At 71.5% G+C, this 16,391-nt stretch carries 13 protein-coding genes; 9 read left to right on the top strand and 4 right to left on the bottom strand.

From position 1 onward, the window contains the following. Positions 1-376: 376 nt before the first annotated feature. Positions 377-3,073: a SulP family inorganic anion transporter gene (locus tag ACFVWY_RS23650; protein ID WP_389875741.1), complete on the bottom strand. Its 2,697-nt coding sequence runs from the start codon at positions 3,071-3,073 to the stop codon at positions 377-379. Between the two features lie 482 nt (positions 3,074-3,555). Here ACFVWY_RS23650 and ACFVWY_RS23645 point away from each other — a divergent pair, with 482 nt between their 5' ends. Next, a complete protein-coding gene (locus tag ACFVWY_RS23645; protein WP_389875738.1) occupies positions 3,556-4,755 on the top strand; it encodes a hypothetical protein in 1,200 nt (399 codons plus the stop codon). Positions 4,756-4,820: 65 nt separating this feature from the next. Here the strand turns inward: ACFVWY_RS23645 and ACFVWY_RS23640 are convergent, their stop codons facing one another. Then, positions 4,821-5,816 carry an ATP-binding protein gene (locus tag ACFVWY_RS23640; RefSeq protein WP_389875735.1) on the bottom strand — a complete coding sequence of 332 codons (996 nt, stop codon included), beginning with the start codon at positions 5,814-5,816 and terminating at the stop codon, positions 4,821-4,823. Between the two features lie 102 nt (positions 5,817-5,918). Here ACFVWY_RS23640 and ACFVWY_RS23635 point away from each other — a divergent pair, with 102 nt between their 5' ends. After that, positions 5,919-6,743 carry an oxidoreductase gene (locus tag ACFVWY_RS23635; protein WP_389875732.1) on the top strand — a complete coding sequence of 275 codons (825 nt, stop codon included), beginning with the start codon at positions 5,919-5,921 and terminating at the stop codon, positions 6,741-6,743. A 646-nt stretch (positions 6,744-7,389) separates the two neighbouring features. Here ACFVWY_RS23635 and ACFVWY_RS23630 read toward each other — a convergent pair. After that, positions 7,390-8,229 carry an HAD family hydrolase gene (locus ACFVWY_RS23630; protein ID WP_389875729.1) on the bottom strand — a complete coding sequence of 280 codons (840 nt, stop codon included), beginning with the start codon at positions 8,227-8,229 and terminating at the stop codon, positions 7,390-7,392. A gap of 564 nt (positions 8,230-8,793) precedes the next feature. On the opposite strand from ACFVWY_RS23630, the gene ssd reads away from it, so the two are divergent. The 7 genes from ssd to ACFVWY_RS23595 are packed head-to-tail and all read left to right on the top strand — an operon-like array spanning position 8,794 to position 13,952. Beyond that, positions 8,794-9,855 (top strand): septum site-determining protein Ssd, encoded by a 1,062-nt coding sequence (gene ssd / locus ACFVWY_RS23625; RefSeq protein ID WP_389875727.1) that lies wholly within the window; start codon positions 8,794-8,796, stop codon positions 9,853-9,855. Beyond that, entirely contained in the window at positions 9,852-11,000 is a 1,149-nt protein-coding gene (locus tag ACFVWY_RS23620; protein ID WP_389875725.1) for a TadA family conjugal transfer-associated ATPase, read from the top strand. Before ssd ends, ACFVWY_RS23620 begins: the two co-directional genes overlap by 4 nt. A gap of 14 nt (positions 11,001-11,014) precedes the next feature. After that, positions 11,015-11,875: a type II secretion system F family protein gene (locus tag ACFVWY_RS23615; RefSeq protein WP_389875722.1), complete on the top strand. Its 861-nt coding sequence runs from the start codon at positions 11,015-11,017 to the stop codon at positions 11,873-11,875. Further along, complete coding sequence (locus tag ACFVWY_RS23610) at positions 11,872-12,681, top strand: type II secretion system F family protein (protein ID WP_389875719.1); 810 nt, start codon at positions 11,872-11,874, stop codon at positions 12,679-12,681. The genes ACFVWY_RS23615 and ACFVWY_RS23610 overlap by 4 nt, the downstream gene beginning before the upstream one ends. A gap of 59 nt (positions 12,682-12,740) precedes the next feature. After that, positions 12,741-12,941, top strand: a complete 201-nt coding sequence (locus ACFVWY_RS23605) for a DUF4244 domain-containing protein (protein WP_389875764.1) — start codon at positions 12,741-12,743, stop codon at positions 12,939-12,941. Continuing rightward, the gene (locus ACFVWY_RS23600; RefSeq protein ID WP_389875716.1) at positions 12,928-13,287 is read left to right on the top strand and encodes a TadE family type IV pilus minor pilin; all 360 of its coding nucleotides are present in this window, start codon (positions 12,928-12,930) and stop codon (positions 13,285-13,287) included. Before ACFVWY_RS23605 ends, ACFVWY_RS23600 begins: the two co-directional genes overlap by 14 nt. Then, on the top strand, positions 13,284-13,952 hold the full coding sequence (locus ACFVWY_RS23595) for an Rv3654c family TadE-like protein (protein ID WP_389875713.1): 669 nt from the start codon (positions 13,284-13,286) through the stop codon (positions 13,950-13,952). Before ACFVWY_RS23600 ends, ACFVWY_RS23595 begins: the two co-directional genes overlap by 4 nt. On the opposite strand, the gene ACFVWY_RS23590 is transcribed toward ACFVWY_RS23595, so the two are convergent. Further along, complete coding sequence (locus tag ACFVWY_RS23590; protein ID WP_389875711.1) at positions 13,867-16,371, bottom strand: DEAD/DEAH box helicase; 2,505 nt, start codon at positions 16,369-16,371, stop codon at positions 13,867-13,869. The genes ACFVWY_RS23595 and ACFVWY_RS23590 overlap by 86 nt on opposite strands. Between the last annotated feature and the right edge of the window lie 20 nt (positions 16,372-16,391).

The raw sequence follows: 16,391 nt of genomic DNA, 5'->3' as shown, positions 1-16,391 counted from the left end.
GTGGGAACCTGCCCCGGCCTTGCTGGGACCGCGTTCCGCCGCATAGTTGCAGGCCAGACAACGAGAGTCGTTCATAGCCAGGCTCAGCAGATTGGCCAGGCTTTCGTTGCTCACGACATCTCCCATTCCCAGGGTGTCCGTTGTGTCCCGGGCATAGCTCATCAGGCCAAAGGCCAGGTGACAAGGGTCTGCCCGGAAATGGTTTAGACCTGTGTCCCGTGAGGTGCGTGCATCCGGTGCGTCTCATGTGCCGGGACATGGCCCTGCCGTCCGCGCCGCGTACGACGCGATGCCGTGCGGCATGGGGCGGCGCGACCTGTGTGGTGCGATGCGGGGGCAGGACCACAAGCTCTCACGGACCGGGGACGGCGGTGGTTCAGACGCCGGTGCGTTCGCGTTCGTCCGAACCGGTGGGTCCGCCCGGATCCGCCGGATCCACACGGTCGAAGACCTGGTCGGGATCCAGCCCGCTGCTCGCGCCCTCGGCCAGCAGATACGCCTGCGCCTCGCCGACGTGGAAGTACATCCCGTGCAGCCGGAGCGTTCCCTCGGCGAGCCGTCGCGCCACCGATTCGTGTGCCCGCAAATGGTCCAGCTGCTGGACCACATTGGTGAGGCAGAGCTGCTCCAGCGCATCGGCCGGAAGCCGCCCGGAGATCCGGGCCCAGGCGTGGTGCCGGGACGCCATCCGTTTCAGGCTCGGCAGCCCGTGTCTCAACCACCGCCACAGGGACGTGGGGGGATTGTCCGCGTCGGGTCCTGCACCGAGCAGTGCCTGCATCGCTCCGCAGCCGGAGTGCCCGCAGACGGTGATCGATTCCACCTTCAGCACGTCCACCGCGTACTCGATCGCCGCGCCCACCGAATGGTCGCCCGACTCGGCGTTCGGCAGCGGCACCAGATTGCCGATGTTGCGCACGGTGAACAGATCACCGGGCCCGCTCGCCGTGATCATGCTGGTGACCAGGCGGGAGTCGGCGCAGGTGATGAACAGCTGGGACGGACGCTGGCCCTCGACGGCCAGCCTGGCCAGCTCGGCTCGCACCAGGGGGGCGGTGTTGCGCTGGAACGAACTGAGGCCGCTGATCAGCCGATGGCCATCCGGGCGGCGCGGGGCCCCGGGAGCGGCTCCGGCGTCGGCCCCGGGGCGGAGGCCGGCGGGAAGGCCGACGTCGTCAGGGGCGCTGTCGCGGGAACCGGCGTGGGGGTGGGCATGAGGCGGGGCGTGGGGTGCGGGTGCCGGGCCGGTGTGGTGCTGGAAGCTGGCGAGGGGTGCGCTCTCGGCCGCGGCCGGGTCCGGGGCCGCGCACTGGGCAGGGCCCGGACCCGCGCACGGGTTTGTGCCTGTGCCCGGTGCGGTGCCTGGCGTGGGGGCCGGGGCACGTACGGGGACACCGGGCCCGTCGTGGCAGTGGTGGTTGCGCCACGGTGTCCAGGGGCGGCAGCAGGAGTGCGCCGCGGAGGTGCGCCCCGAGATCCGGCCACCGGACCGGCCGGTGAACACGGCCTTGCCGCCATGGGCGGTCTGGGCGGTGCTCCAGTCATGGATCGCCTCGTACGCCGCGTGGTCCATGAAGAAGCCGTCCAGCTCGACGACGACATCCCCGTCCTGAGGCAGTTGGCCGAGCGTACGGCTGAGCCGGGGCACGGCGAGGAACGTGAGCTGTCCTCGTACGACGACCAGATGCCGGTTGCCCTGATCGGTCACCGTGATCCCGGTCCTGGCCAGCCGGTGCAGCGCGACCGCCACCGCCACCGCGATGCCGATCGTCACCCCCTTGAGTACACCGAAGAGGATCACGCCCGTGATCGTCGCCGCGTACACCAGGAACTCACGGTGCTTATGGACGTTGCGGATGTGGGCGAGGCTCACCATCTGGATGCCGACCATCATCACCAGCGCGGCGAGCGCGGCCAACGGGATCCACTCCAGCACGGTGACCATCAGCCCGGTGGCGAGCAGGACCCAGACGCCGTGCAGCACGGTGGCGGCCCGCGTCTTGGCCCCGGCGCGTACGTTCGCCGAGCTGCGCACCGCGCCACCGGACACGGCCAGCCCGCCCACCAGCCCGGACAGGACGTTGGCGATGCCCTGGGCGCGCAGCTCACGATCGAGATCGGACCGCCGGGCGGGCAGCACGGGCGCGGTGGACTCGGTGGACGTGGCGGGCGAGGACGACGATGAGGACGCGGCCGACAGCTTGTCCACCGCCACGGCCGCGAGCAGCGACTCCAGACTGGCCACCAGCATCATCGTGAACATGGCGGTGGCCAGGGCGAGGACCGGGCCCTGAGGCATCTCCGGCAGGGCGTGCGAGCGCCAGGACGGCAGGTCGACCCGGGCGATGCCGGGGGCGGCGACCGCGGCTACGGCCGTAGCTGTCACCACTGCGGCGAGGGCGGTCGGAGCACGGCGTACGCCCCTGCCGATCCGGCCAGGAATCCGGGGCCACAGCACCAGGACGGCTATGGTCAGCAAACCGATGAGCGGGGCGGCCGGGCCCACCCGGGCCAACTGATCGGGAAGAGCCAGGGTGTTGGCGACGGCCGAGCTCTGCGGGGAGCCGCCGAGCACGATGTGCAACTGGGCCAGGGCGATGGCCACGCCGATGCCGGCGAGGGTGCCGTGGACGATGGCGGGGCTGACGGCGAGGGCGCTGCGCGCCGCCCGTAGCGACCCAAGCAGGACCTGCAGAAGTCCGGCACCGATAGTGATCGCGCAGGTGGTGCGCCAGCCGTAGATCTGGATGAGCTCGGCGGTGACGACTGTCAGGCCGGCGGACGGGCCGCTGACCTGCAGAGGGGTGCCGCCGAGCAGTCCGGCGACGATGCCGCCGATCGCGGCGGAGATGAGACCGGCCTCCAGCGGTGCGCCCATGGCGACGGCGAGGCCGAGCGACATGGGGACGGCGAGCAGGAAGACCGTGATCGATGCGGACAGATCGGAGCCCGCGATACGGAAGCGTCCGCCGCGCGATGGCGGCGGGCTGTGCGGTTGCTTGGCTCCCGAGTCGCGCGGGGGGCGCGAGCAGCGGGACGTGCGGTTACGGCGAGTGGGGACGCAAGCAGACATGTTCCCGTCTCCTCCGGGGCAGCGCGGTCGCGGAATGTGGGACGCGGCCGTGGGTCACGGCATGCAGCGGCGGGATTTCTCAACTCTCGGTAAATAGACCGTAATGGAGAGTAAAGATCTGTGTCCATGCTTGAGTTCAAATATCCGATTCAGCCACCCAATCGGGTGAATAAGCATCTTTTCATTCGGACTGTCGTGCCGATCCTGCGGAACTGTGTGCGAACGTGACCGCGCCGCGTCGGCATTTCGGCGCAAAGTACCTGCAGGGAAGAGGTGGGCTGATGGCAGCCACCATGACGGGAGCCGCCGCGAGGAGAGTCGCTGCGAAGAGGAGTCCCGCGAGGAGCGTTTGCGCGAGGAAGGGGACTGCGAGGAAGGGGACCGCGAAGAAAGGGCCTGCGAGGCGGGCCGTCACCGGGCGCTTCGCGCTGGGCGCCGCGGCCGTCGCGCTGACCGCGGGCGTGGCCGGGTGCTCCTCCGGTGTGGATGCCGGAGCCGGGGCGGGCGGGCCCGGGGCGGCGAAGCTGGCCCCCGGCCCGAAGCAGCCGCTCGCGGGTGCGGAGAAGCAGGCCCCGGACTTCGCGCCCAGCACCGTGCTCCGGCTCATCGGCGACGGTTCCACCGCCTTCACCGGCCGCCAGCCGAGGCAGCCCGTGGCCGTCCGCATGGCGTCCGGTCAGAAACCCCCGCAGTTCGTGGTGTTCTCCTGGGACGGCGCGGGTGAGGACAGCCAGAAGCTCTTCTCGCACTTCCGTGAGGTCGGCAAGAAGTACCACGCGACCATGACGTACTTCCTCAGCGGCGTGTACGTGCTGCCGAAGGACAAGCGGGAGCTGTACGACCCGCCGAAACACAACGCGGGCAGCTCCGACATCGGTTTCAACGACACCGGAGGAATCCGCGACACCCTCACCCAGGTGCGCGGGGCGTGGCAGGACGGAAATGAGATCGGCACGCACTTCAACGGCCACTTCTGCGGCCCCGGAGGTGGCGGCACCTGGTCCGTCGGCCAGTGGAAGAGCGAGATCAGCCAGGCCAAGGCCTTCGTGAAGAACTGGAAGTCCAACGATCCCGGTCTCGCGCGGGAGAAGCCGCTCCCCTTCGACTACGACAAGGAACTCATCGGCGGCCGCACTCCCTGTCTCGAAGGGCGGGAGAACATGGTGGCCGCAGCGCGGACGATGGGCTTCCGCTACGACTCCAGCGGGGTCAACAACCAGGTCTGGCCGCAGAAGAAGGACGGCGTCTGGGACCTCTCGATGCAGCTCGTACCCGTGCCGGGCCGCGCGTTCGAGACCCTGTCGATGGACTACAACTTCATGTTCAATCAGTCAGGCGTGACGCAGGGCGACCCGGGCATGCACGCGTACTGGGGCAACCAGATGCGCGACGGCCTGCTCCGGGCCTTCGACCGCTCGTACGACGGGAACCGCGCCCCGCTGATCATCGGCAACCACTTCGAGTCCTGGAACGGCGGTACCTATATGCGCGCCGTCGAGCAGACCATCGCGACGGTCTGCACCAGGAAAGATGTGCGCTGTGTGTCCTTCCGGCAACTGGCCGACTGGCTGGACGCGCAAGACCCGGCGACGCTGGCGAAGCTCGGCACGCTCGACGTCGGCCAGGCTCCCGAGCGCGGGTGGACCGCGTTCCTCGGCGGTACGGGCGAGGCCGGTCGCTAGAGCGGGGGCCAGGAGCCGGGTCCGCCAGAAGGCACCTCGGGCGGACACCGGCTCCCCGGCGGGACTCAGACAGGCTGAGCGGCGCCGTCCTGCGCGTAGCGCTCGTCGAGGACGAAGGCGGGGTCGACCTGGGCGGCCAGGTCGGCGCCCGTCTTCTCGTTGCCCCAGCTCTCCGCGTTCTTCAGGTGGAAGTGCACCATCTGCCGTGTGTAGCGCCCCCAGTCCCGCTGCTCGTACGAGTCCTCCGCGGCGTTCTGCAGGGCCTGGAGCGCCATCCGGTTCTCCGCCTCCAGCAGTTCGAAGCGGGAAGGGCGGCCCTTCTCCATCGCCCGTACCCAGTCGGAGTGCCCGACGGTGACCAGCAGGTCGTCACCCACCTCGGAGCGCAGGAACTCCAGGTCGTCCTCGCCCTGAACCTTGTTGCCGATGACCTTCAGCGCGACCCCGAAGTCCCGCGCGTACTCCTTGTACTGGCGGTAGACGGAGACGCCCTTGCGGGTCGGTTCGGCGACCAGGAACGTCATGTCGAAGCGGGTGAACATCCCCGAGGCGAAGGAGTCCGAACCGGCGGTCATGTCGACGACCATGTAGTCGTCGGGACCGTCGACGAGATGGTTGAGGCAGAGCTCGACCGCGCCGACCTTGGAGTGGTAGCACGCCACGCCCAGATCCGACTCGGTGAACGGGCCGGTGGCCATCAGCCGGATCTCCCCGTCGTCCAGCCTGACCGTACGCGCGCAGGCGTCGTAGACCGGGTTGTCCTCGCGGACCCGCAGCAGCCGGGAGCCCTCGCCGGGTGGTGTCGTCTTGATCATCGTCTCACTGGAGGCGATACGCGGATTGGCGCCGCGCAGATAGTCCTTGATCAGCGGCAGGTGCGCACCCATAGCGGGCAGCGCGGCGGCCTCCTGGTCGTCGAGGCCGAGCGCGGCCCCGAGGTGCTGGTTGATGTCGGCGTCGACGGCGACGACATGGGCTTCATTGGCGGCGAGATGGCGGATGAAGAGCGAGGACAGCGTCGTCTTGCCGCTGCCGCCCTTCCCTACGAAAGCGATCTTCATGTTCACCTAGGGTAGCCGGGTGATCGCGATCCGCTGTCGCACTTCGTGAAGAAGGCCACTCCCGGGCGGTATCGGCACGGGGGGCGCGTAGCCTCCCTACTTATGAGTACGACTGCCTCTGATCCGCTCGCCGCCCTCGGCGCCCTGCCGGGTGTCGCCGATGCGGTGGACTCCGTACGCAAGGCCGTCGACCGGGTCTACGGTCACCGCGTCATGCGGCGCCGCAGCAATGAGGTCACCGCGGAGGCCGCGTTGCGCGGCGCTCGCGGATCGGCGGCACTCTCGGGCGCCGACTGGAATCTGGAGGAGGTGCGTCGGCGCGCCGACTTCAGCGGTGACGGCGAGGCGCAGGTGATCGGGGCGGCCCTGCGACTGACGGCCGAAGCGGGGCAACTGCTCTCCATCTGGCGGCAGTCGCCGTTGCGGGTGCTCGCGAGGCTGCACCTGGTCGCCGCCGGTGGAGCGGCCCCCGACGACGCGGTCGGCCGCCCGAGGCTGGCGGGCGAGCCCGTGGACGAGCCGCTGATCGAGGCACCGCTGCCGTCGGCCGAGGAAGTGGCCGGTCGGCTGGAGGGGGTGTCCGGGCTGATGCTCGCGGGGACGTCCGCGCCCGCGCTGGTGGTGGCGGCGGTCGTCCACGGTGAGCTGCTGGCCCTGCGCCCCTTCGGCTCGTACAACGGTCTCGTCGCGCGGACCGCTGAGCGGATCGTGCTGATCGGGAGCGGTCTCGATCCCAAGTCGATCTGCCCCGCCGAGGTGGGTCACGCCGAGCAGGGGCGGGCGGCGTACGTCGCGGCGTTCGAGGGCTATCTGTCCGGGACGCCGGACGGGATGGCGGCCTGGATCGCGCACTGCGGACGCTCAGTGGAGCTGGGTGTCAGGGAGTCGACGGCGGTGTGTGAGGCCCTGCAGCGCGGAGCCGCCTGACCGCACGCCGTCTGACCGCACGGCGGCCGGTGGATCGCACGGCCGTTTGACTGCACGGCGGCCGGTGGATCGCTGGGGCGCTGGGCGCGGCCTGGTAAATCCACTGGAGTAACTTCACCGAGGTGTTTCGAAGAATTCTCCAGACACCGATGTGAGACGGTGACGCGGAGCATTGAGCCGAGGGGTCGACGTGACTCCGCGACCGGGTGGAAAAGGTTGCGGCGGTACCGTCCTCGGTACCGCCGCTGGCATGTCTACCCAGTTACCATGCGTCCTCGATATGTGCCCATCAGGTCGGGATGCTTTGCCCGTTCCCTGGTGCGGCTGGCCCGTAATCGACGGGTCGACGTCGCGTGGGTGCTCGGTTTTCATGCTCGGTCCGTGGGGCCGTCTCTGCGTTACAGGTAATCCTCTCGGATGTCCTTGGTCTCGCGGGCCGTTGAGTCATTTGTACTCCAGAGCCGGGATGAGCGGTAGTGGAGGCCCCACTTCTTTACTTTTAGGTTCAATTACGGGCGGGTTGGGTAATTCGGCACCCCGCGTCCCGCCGCCCTGGTGAGTGGCGGGGCGGCGGATCGCGAGGAGGGACGGACACGCGGGCCGACGTGGGCCGGAGCCACGTCCCCCTGTGCGCCGGGGGCGTACGTCAGGCGGAGCCCGCGGCGGCGCGTCGGCGGGAGGTGTACCAGACGAGTCCGGCCGTGACGGCCGCCGCTCCCACCGCTGCCGCCGCGACCAGCGTCGGGCGTGGCGGCAGGGAGAAAGTGGGTAGCCGCTGCTTGAGCCGGACCGGCCTGTTGAACACGAGAATCGGCCACTCGCGCAGAGTCGCCTCGCGCCGCAGCGCGCGATCCGGGTTGACCGCGTGCGGATGGCCCACCGACTCCAGCATCGGTACGTCGGTCGCGGAGTCGCTGTAGGCGTAGCAGCGCGAGAGGTCGTATCCCTCCGACACCGCGAGGGACTTGATCGCCTCGGCCTTGGTGGGGCCGTACGCGTAGTACTCGACTTCGCCGGTGAAGCAGCCGTCGTCTCCGACGACCATGCGGGTCGCGACGACCCGGTCGGCGCCGAGCAGTTCGCCGATCGGCTCGACGACCTCGGCGCCCGAGGTCGACACGATCACCACATCGCGTCCGGCGGTGTGATGTTCTTCGATGAGCGTCGCGGCTTCGTCGTAGATGATGGGGTCGATCAGATCGTGGAGGGTCTCGGCAACGATTTCCTTCACTTGCTGGACGTTCCAGCCCTTGCAGAGCGCGGAGAGATATTCCCGCATCCGCTCCATCTGGTCGTGATCTGCACCCCCGGCAAGGAACACGAACTGTGCGTACGCAGTGCGCAGTACTGCGCGGCGGTTGATCAGCCCGCCTTGGTAGAAGGACTTGCTGAAGGTCAGCGTCGAAGACTTCGCAATGACCGTCTTGTCCAGGTCGAAGAAGGCAGCTGTGCGCGGCAAGAAGCGGTTTTCCACAAGGCAGAGCATAGGGGGACGCCATTCGGCGTAAACCCCGGCGCGTGGGTTTGCTTGAGAAGGCTCTCGGGTACACCATGGAAGTCACGGATCGTTCGCGACCGTGCTAACCCGGTCCGGCTCCTCCCCCCCCGAGTCGGCCGTGGGGACGACCCCCGCTCTCCCCCCCGGCGGGGGTCGTCGCATGTCCGGACGCGTTTCTTCCGTTCGGGATCAAGCATTCCGCCTCCATTTCGACTGCGACGGCCCGCTGGTCGATCCGCCCGTAACCACCCTGCCTCGCTACCGTGCGTAGTGGAAGGGCTGCGCTCCGAGAGTCGCCGGTTTGAGCGACTGAGTTATTCACAACGGCGGAGTTATCCACAGTTTTCAAGCAAGATCCACACGATTTTCCGCATCGCTGCACGGTGATTCCAGCCGCGAAGTCCGCGGGTCGTGGAATCGCCGGACCCGGAACGACCCGGGGCACCGCGAACCACGACGGAGGTGCAGTGGGAAGGGGTGGAGATCGTGGCCGAGACCCTTGCGCGGGATCTTTCGCCTGCCGCCGGAGCGCGGCGGTGCGGACCGTTGATCGTGACCGAGGATGTGGACCTGCTCGACGACCTGCTGCGGCTGTGCGCTGCGGCCGGGGCGGAGCCGGACGTGCTGCCCTCGCCGCCCGAGGACAGGGGCGGCTGGGAGCGGGCCCCGATGGTTCTCGTGGGCGACGACGCCGCCCGGCGATGCCGCGGGGCGGTGCGCAGGCGGGGCGTGATGCTCGTCGGCCGGGGACAGGACGTCCCGGAGGTCTGGCGCCGCGCCGTGGAGATCGGGGCCGAATATGTTCTGCGGCTGCCCGAATCGGAGAGCTGGCTCGTCGACCAGATCGCCAATGCGGCGGAGGGCGTGGGCCGACCGGCACTCACCGTGGGCGTGATCGGTGGCCGGGGCGGCTCGGGCGCCTCCACGCTGGCCTGCGCCCTCGCGGTGACCTCGGCCGGAGCCGGGCGGCGGACCATGCTGATCGACGGCGACCCGCTCGGTGGCGGCATCGACGTGCTGCTCGGCGGCGAACGGGCCGAAGGGATGCGATGGCCGGACTTCGCCCGTTCCAAGGGGCGGGTCGGCGGGGGTGCCCTGGAGGAGTCGCTGCCCGAGCTGCACGGGCTGCGGGTGCTCAGCTGGGGCCGTGACGACGGGGTGGTCATCCCGCCACAGGCGATACAGGCCGTGCTGGCCGCCGCGCGCCGACTCGGCGGGGTCGTGGTGGTCGACCTGCCGCGCCGGTTCGACGAAGCGGTGACCGAGGCGCTCGCGCAACTGGACCTCGGGCTGCTGGTGGTGCCGGGCGAGCTCCGCGCGGTAGCCGCGGCGAGGCGGGTCGCGTCGGCGGCCGGGGCGATCCTCGGTGACCTGCGGGTGGTGTCCCGCGGACCGTACGCGGCGGGCCTCGACGCGCCGTGGACGGCGCGGGCGCTGGGGCTGCCCCTTGCCGGTGAACTGCCGCTCGACACCGGGCTGTTGGCCGCCCAGAACGGCGGCGCGCCGCCCGGCGGCAGCGCGCGCGGTCCGATGGCCAGGTTCTGCGCGGCGTTCTGGGAACGGGCCCTCGCGCCGGAGAGCGTGGCGGGAAGCACCAGCGGCGGCGCGTCATGACCGAGAAACTGCTCGACGCCGTACGGCAGCGGCTCGCACAGAGTGGCGTGGCGCCGACACCCGCTGGGGTCGCGGCCGCGCTGCGCGCCCAGGGGAGGCTGCTCGGTGACGCCGAAGTGCTCGGGGTGGCCGATGAGTTGCGTGGTGAGCTGATCGGGACGGGGGTGCTGGAGCCGCTGCTCGCCGATCCGGCGGTGACGGATGTGCTGGTGTCCGCGCCGGACCGGGTGTGGGTGGACCGGGGCGGTGGTCTCGAACTCACCGGGGTGACCTTTACGGACGCCGCCGCGGTGCGCAGGCTGGCGCAGCGGCTGGCCGCCGTGGCGGGGCGGCGGCTGGACGATGCCCGCCCCTGGGTGGACGCACGGCTGCCGGACGGTACCCGCATGCACGCCGTGCTGCCGCCCGTGTCCGTCGGCTCGACATGTCTGTCGCTGCGGGTCGTACGGCCCAGGGCCTTCTCGCTGGCGGAGCTCATGGCGGCGGGGACGGTTCCGCCAGGCGGTGACCGGGTGCTGCGGGCCCTGGTGGAGGCCAGGGTCTCGTACCTGATCAGCGGTGGTACGGGGGCCGGGAAGACGACCTTGCTGTCCAGTCTGCTGGGGGTGGTCGGGGAGCGGGAGCGGATCGTGCTCGCCGAGGACTCGGCGGAGCTGCGGCCGGACCATCCTCATGTGGTGCGGCTGGAGTCGCGCCCCGCCAACCAGGAAGGGGCGGGCCGGGTGACGCTCCGGGACCTGGTGCGGCAGGCGCTGCGGATGCGGCCCGACCGGCTGGTGGTGGGGGAGGTGCGCGGTGCCGAGGTGACCGAACTCCTGGCCGCGCTCAACACCGGTCACGAGGGCGGCTGCGGAACGGTTCACGCCAACGCCGCCGAGCACGTACCGGCCCGGCTGGAGGCGCTGGGGACGGCGGCGGGGCTGGACCGTACGGCGCTCCACAGCCAGTTGGCCGCGGCGCTGTCGGTGGTGATCCATCTCGCGCGGGACCGGGCGGGGCGGCGCAGGATCGCCGAGGTGCAGGTTCTGGAGCGTGATCAGGCGGGGCTGGTCGTGACCGTGCCCGCGCTGCGCTGGGGCGCCGATGGGTTTGTGCGGGAGCGGGGCTGGGAGCGGCTGCGGTCGCTGATCGGGGGTGCCTGGTGACCGGGGGAGCGCCGATGGGGCTGTCGGTGGGCGTGAGTGGTGTGGTGGCCCTGTGTGCCGGGGTGGCTGCCTGGCTGGTCCTGGCGCGGGACCACGGGCGGCGGGCCGGCGCGCTGTTCGGCCAGGAGACGGCTCGGCCGGTGCGACAGGTGCGCTGGGCGCGGGCCGGGGCGCGGGTGTGGCAGCGGCTGGCGGGGCGGTGGGAATGGCTCTGTCCCGTGGCGGCTTCGGTGGTCGCGGTGCTGGGGCAGTCGGTACTGCCGTTGCCAGCCGGTGTGGCGGCGGTGCCCTTGGTACGGAGATGGCTGCGACGGCGGGCCCGGGGCAGGGAACGGGAGCGCCGGGCGGCCGGGGTGGTGGCGCTGTGCGGTGCCGTTGTGGGCGAGCTGCGGGCCGGGCACGAACCGGGGCAGGCGCTGCTTGTGGCCGTTCGCGACACCGGGGCGCTCGGGGCGGCGGAGGCCGGTGTGTCCGCCGCGGCGCGATTTGGCGGGGATGTGCCTGCGGCGCTCCGGCAAGCGGCGCGCGAGCCGGGGCTGGAAGGGCTCGCAGGGGTGGCGGCCTGCTGGCGGGTGGCGGTGGACGGTGGGGCAGGGCTCGCGGCGGGGCTGGACCGCCTGGAGGGCGCGTTACGGGCCGAGCTGCGCAGTCGGGCGGAGCTGCGGGCCCAGCTGGCGGGGGCCTGGTCGACGGTGGCCGTCCTGGCCCTGCTGCCGGTGCTGGGGCTTGGGCTCGGGGCGGCGCTCGGGGCTGATCCGCTGCGGGTGCTGCTGCACACCCCGGCCGGGCTGGCCTGCCTGGTGACGGGCGGGCTGATGGAGGGCGCCGGGCTCTGCTGGGCCGCCCGGATCGTACGGGCGGGGGAGGCGGCATGAACGTGGCAACCAGCGGCTCGGTTCAGCAACTGACGGCGATGTGCGCGGTGCTGGTGACGGTCACGATGACGGCCCTTGCTCTGGCCGGGCTGCGACGGCAGCGGGTGGTGCGCCGCAGGGGCGAGGCACTGATGGCCGTCGACGGGCGTAAGAAGCCCTGGATTCGGCTCGGCCACGGCCGAACGGTGCCCGGTGCTCGGATTGGGGAGTGGACCGCGCCGCCGGGGGTCGTGGCAGCGGGCTGGGTCCTGGCGGGCGGACTGCTGGGGTATCTGACGGGACTGGCCGGGGCGTACGGAGCCCGGCGGTGGCAACGGACCCGGCGAGGACGCGCATCGGAGTCCGGGCGCGCGGAGTCTTCTGAGACCCGGCGTCAGCTGCCGCTGGTGGCCGACCTGCTGGCGGCCTGCCTGTCTGCCGGGGCCGGGCCCCGGGAGGCGGCCGAGGCGGTGGGCGAGTCGCTGGGCGGTCCGGTCGGTGCCCGCCTGGTGCGGGCGGCCGCGGAGATCCGCCTGGGCGGTGACCCTTCGGAGGCCTGGGGGCGGTTCGGGGCGATACCGGGAGCCGGTCCGCTGGCCCGTTGCCTGGACCGTGCGGGATCGACCGGGGCACCGGCGGCGGAGCCGGTCGCCCGGCTGGCCGAGGCGATGCGGGCGGAACGGGCGAGTGCGGCTGTGGCGCGGGCCCAGCGCGCAGGTGTGGCGGTCACCGCTCCGGTCGGGCTCTGCTTCCTTCCCGCGTTCCTGCTGATCGGGGTGGCGCCGGTGGTGATCGGCCTGGCGACCGGACTACTGCATGCCGGATGACCGAAAAGTATGCGTACAAAAACTTTCAATATGAATCAAGAGTTTCACGGGGGTTTGAAATGGTGCGGCGAATCAAGAGCTGGGTACGGGGCATGGCGCGCCGAGTCCGGTCGGACGACGGAATGACGACATCCGAATACGCGGTGGGGACCATCGCGGCCTGTGCTTTCGCAGCGGTGCTCTACAAGGTGGTCACCAGCCAGCCGGTCATGGCCGCGTTGCAGTCGCTGCTGAAGGACGCGCTCGATGCGAAGTTCTGAGAACGACCGGGGCGCGGTGACGGCGGAGGCGGCCATGGCGGTTCCGGTGCTGGTGGTGTTCTCCCTGACGCTGGTCTGGGCGCTGATGGCCGCCTCCGCCCAGATCCGCTGCGTCGACGCGGCACGGGCCGGGGCGCGGGCGGCGGCTCGTTCCGAGCCGGAGCCACAGGCGCTGGCGGCCGCCCGCTCGGCGGCGCCCGACGGGGCTGACGTCGCGCTGGAGCGGACCGGGGAGCTGTGGCGGGTACGGGTGGCGGCGCCGATGCCGGGGCCGGGCCCGCTGGCCCTGACACTGCACGCGGAGGCGGCCGCGCTGGCCGAGGACACGGTGGGGGCGTCGCCATGACCCTGATGGGCGAACGGGTACGGGCCGCTGTGTGCGAACGGTCGCGTGCCGTCGGTCCGGCCCGGCTCCGTGGGGTCCTGGTCCGGCTCGGTGCAGTGGCCCTGGTCCGTGGGGGCGGGGACGGGAGCGGGGGTGGGGACCGGGGCCTGGCCACGGTGTGGGTGGCGATGACGACGGCCACGTTGTGCGCGGTGTTCGCGGTGGTGCTGGCCCTCGGACAGGTGGTGGTCGTCCGGCACCGGGCGGGTGGTGCGGCGGATCTGGCGGCCCTGGCCGCGGCCGACCGCGCTCTGCGAGGGCCCGAGGAGGCGTGTGCGGCCGCCGGGAAGGTAGCCGCGGCGCAGGGAGCGGCGGTGGTCCGGTGCGTGGTGAGCGGGGAGCTCGCCGATGTGACGGCCCGGGTCGCCTTCGGGCCGTACACACCGGAGGTCAGGTCCCGGGCCGGTCCTCCAGCGGCCGCTCCAGGTGCTCCCGGTCCGGTCTCCTCCGGTCCGGTCTCCTCCGGTCCGGCCTTCCCCGGTCCGGCCTTCCCTGGTTCGGTCTCCTCCGGTCCGGTCCCCCCGGTTCGGCCTTCCCCGGTCAGGTCTCCCCCGGTTCGGCCTTTCCCGGTCTGGTCGGCTCCGGCTCTCCGGGGGTCGCAGGGGCGGACCGCAGCAGCTCGGTGAGGAGGCGTACGGCTCCGCGCTTGTGCAGCGGTTCGTTGCCATTGCCGCACTTGGGGGACTGGACACAGGACGGGCAGCCCGCCTCGCACTCGCAGGAGGCGATCGCCTGACGAGTCGCGGTCAGCCAGTCATGGGCGGTGCGGAAGGCCCGCTCGGCGAATCCGGCACCGCCCGGGTGGCCGTCGTACACGAAGACCGTGGGCAGCAGGGTGTCGGGATGCAGCGGTACGGAGACGCCGCCGATGTCCCACCGGTCGCAGGTGGCGAAGAGCGGCAGCATCCCGATCGACGCGTGCTCCGCGGCGTGCAGGGCACCGCCGAGGATCTCCGGGTTGACGCGGGCGGCGTCGAGCTGGTCCTCGGTGACCGTCCACCAGACGGCGCGGGTACGCAGGGTGCGGGGTGGCAGCTCCAGCTTGGTCTCGCCGAGGACCTCTCCGGTGATCAGCCTGCGCCGGAGGAAGGAGACGACCTGGCTGGTGACCTCCACGGAGCCGTAGCAGAGGCGCCCGTCGCCCCACGGGATCTCGCTGTCGGTCTCCAGGACCGCGATGGAGGTGGTGTCGCGTGCGGTGGTCGAGTACGGCGGGACGGCCTCCTCGACCAGGGCCACCGCGTCCTCCAGGTCGAGCTTGCGGACCAGGTAGGTGCGGCCCTGGTGAAGGTGGACGGCGCCTTCGTGGACGGAGGTGTGCGCGGCCGATTCGTCGACGGTGCCCAGCAGCCGGCCGGTGCCCTCCTCGACGATCTGGACGGGACGGCCGCCCCCGCCGCGGATGTCGGTGAGGTCGGCGGCGCGCTCCCGGCGGGTCCAGTGCCAGCCCGACACCCGCTTCCGCAGCAGCTTCGCGGCCTCCAGCTGCGGCAGCAGCCCGGCCGCGGCCGGGCCGAAGAGCTCCAGGTCGGGTGCGGTGAGCGGAAGCTCCGAGGCGGCGGCGCACAGATGGGGGGCGAGGACGTACGGGTTGTCGGGATCGAGGACGGTCGACTCCACGGGCTGCTGGAACAGCGCCTCGGGGTGGTGCACGAGAAAGGTGTCCAGCGGGTCGTCGCGGGCCACCAGAACGGCCAGAGCGCCCTCGCCAGCTCTCCCTGCGCGGCCCGCCTGCTGCCACAGCGACGCCCTGGTCCCGGGGTAGCCCGCGATGAGGACGGCGTCGAGGCCGGAGACGTCGATCCCGAGTTCGAGGGCGGTGGTGGCGGCCAGGCCGAGCAGCTGCCCGGAGTGCAGGGCGCGCTCCAGGGCCCGGCGCTCCTCGGGGAGGTAACCCCCGCGGTAGGCGGCGACCCGGTCGGGCAGGGAGCGGTCCACCTCGGCGAGGCGCTCCTTCGCGATGACGGAGATCAGCTCGGCGCCGCGCCGGGAGCGTACGAAGGCGACCGAACGGACGCCCTGGACGGTGAGGTCGGTCAGGAGGTCCGCGGTCTCGGCGGTGGCGGTACGCCGGACGGGGGCGCCCTTCTCGCCGTTCAGCTCGGTCAGGGGCGGCTCCCACAGGGCGAAGACCAGCTCACCGCGGGGCGAGGAGTCGTCGGCGACCTCCTGGACCGGCAGCCCGGTGAGACGGCCCGCGGCCACGGAGGGTTCCGCCGAGGTGGCGGAGGCGAGGAGGAAGACGGGATCGGCGCCGTAGCGGGCGCACAGGCGGCGGAGCCTGCGGATCACCTGGGCGACGTGGGAGCCGAAGACACCGCGGTAGGTGTGGCACTCGTCGATGACGACGAAGCGCAGCGCGCGCAGGAAGGACGACCAGCGGGGATGGGAAGGGAGTATGCCGCGGTGCAGCATGTCGGGATTGGTCAGGACGTAATTGGCGTACTGCCGCACCCACTCGCGTTCCTCGACCGGGGTGTCACCGTCGTAGACCGCGGGTCGGACGGCGTTGCCGAGCGGCGCCGCGAGCCGCTTCACGGCCCGCCGCTGATCGGCGGCCAGGGCCTTGGTGGGGGCCAGGTACAGGGCGGTGGCGCCACGGCCGTTCGGGGCCTCGGAGCCGTCGAGCAGGGCGCTGAGGACCGGGGCGAGGTAGGCGAGCGACTTGCCGGAGGCCGTTCCTGTGGCGATCACCACGGATTCGCCGTCCAGCGCGTGCTCGGCGGCAGCCGACTGGTGGGCCCACGGGTGATCGATTCCGGCCTTCGTGATCGCGGCGACGACTTCCGGCCGGATGCGATCGGGCCATGTGGCATGGGTTCCCGTACGCGGGGGCAAGTGCTCCGTATGAGTGATGCGCGCGGCCCGGCCCGCCACGGCGGCGAGCCGGTCGAGGACCATGGCGGGAGAGGGTCTGGGGTCGCTGTTCCCGGGTGGTCGACCGGGGCGGTGATTCTTGGCCATCGACACCGAGTGTGTCACCGGCATGACGGACAATGGTCCCAAGGCGTCGTGCATGGCTGCTGGTAAGTGATTGAATGCCATGGCGGCTGGCGATCCGTTCC

Origin of the sequence: Streptomyces sp. NPDC058195 (assembly GCF_042883525.1) — a bacterium.
GTDB lineage: Bacteria > Actinomycetota > Actinomycetes > Streptomycetales > Streptomycetaceae > Streptomyces.
This window is presented reverse-complemented; position numbering and strand designations above follow the sequence as displayed.

Excerpts from the sequence above, each read along its gene's own strand:
- ACFVWY_RS23650 (WP_389875741.1), bottom strand. The coding sequence starts at position 3,073 with ATGTCTGCTTGCGTCCCCACTCGCCGTAACCGCACGTCCCGCTGCTCG.
- ACFVWY_RS23615 (WP_389875722.1), top strand. The coding sequence starts at position 11,015 with ATGGGGCTGTCGGTGGGCGTGAGTGGTGTGGTGGCCCTGTGTGCCGGG.
- ACFVWY_RS23630 (WP_389875729.1), bottom strand. The coding sequence starts at position 8,229 with ATGCTCTGCCTTGTGGAAAACCGCTTCTTGCCGCGCACAGCTGCCTTC.
- ACFVWY_RS23620 (WP_389875725.1), top strand. The coding sequence starts at position 9,852 with ATGACCGAGAAACTGCTCGACGCCGTACGGCAGCGGCTCGCACAGAGT.
- ACFVWY_RS23595 (WP_389875713.1), top strand. The coding sequence starts at position 13,284 with ATGACCCTGATGGGCGAACGGGTACGGGCCGCTGTGTGCGAACGGTCG.
- ACFVWY_RS23605 (WP_389875764.1), top strand. The coding sequence starts at position 12,741 with ATGGTGCGGCGAATCAAGAGCTGGGTACGGGGCATGGCGCGCCGAGTC.
- ACFVWY_RS23640 (WP_389875735.1), bottom strand. The coding sequence starts at position 5,816 with ATGAAGATCGCTTTCGTAGGGAAGGGCGGCAGCGGCAAGACGACGCTG.
- ACFVWY_RS23610 (WP_389875719.1), top strand. The coding sequence starts at position 11,872 with ATGAACGTGGCAACCAGCGGCTCGGTTCAGCAACTGACGGCGATGTGC.
- ACFVWY_RS23600 (WP_389875716.1), top strand. The coding sequence starts at position 12,928 with ATGCGAAGTTCTGAGAACGACCGGGGCGCGGTGACGGCGGAGGCGGCC.
- ACFVWY_RS23635 (WP_389875732.1), top strand. The coding sequence starts at position 5,919 with ATGAGTACGACTGCCTCTGATCCGCTCGCCGCCCTCGGCGCCCTGCCG.
- ACFVWY_RS23590 (WP_389875711.1), bottom strand. The coding sequence starts at position 16,371 with ATGGCATTCAATCACTTACCAGCAGCCATGCACGACGCCTTGGGACCA.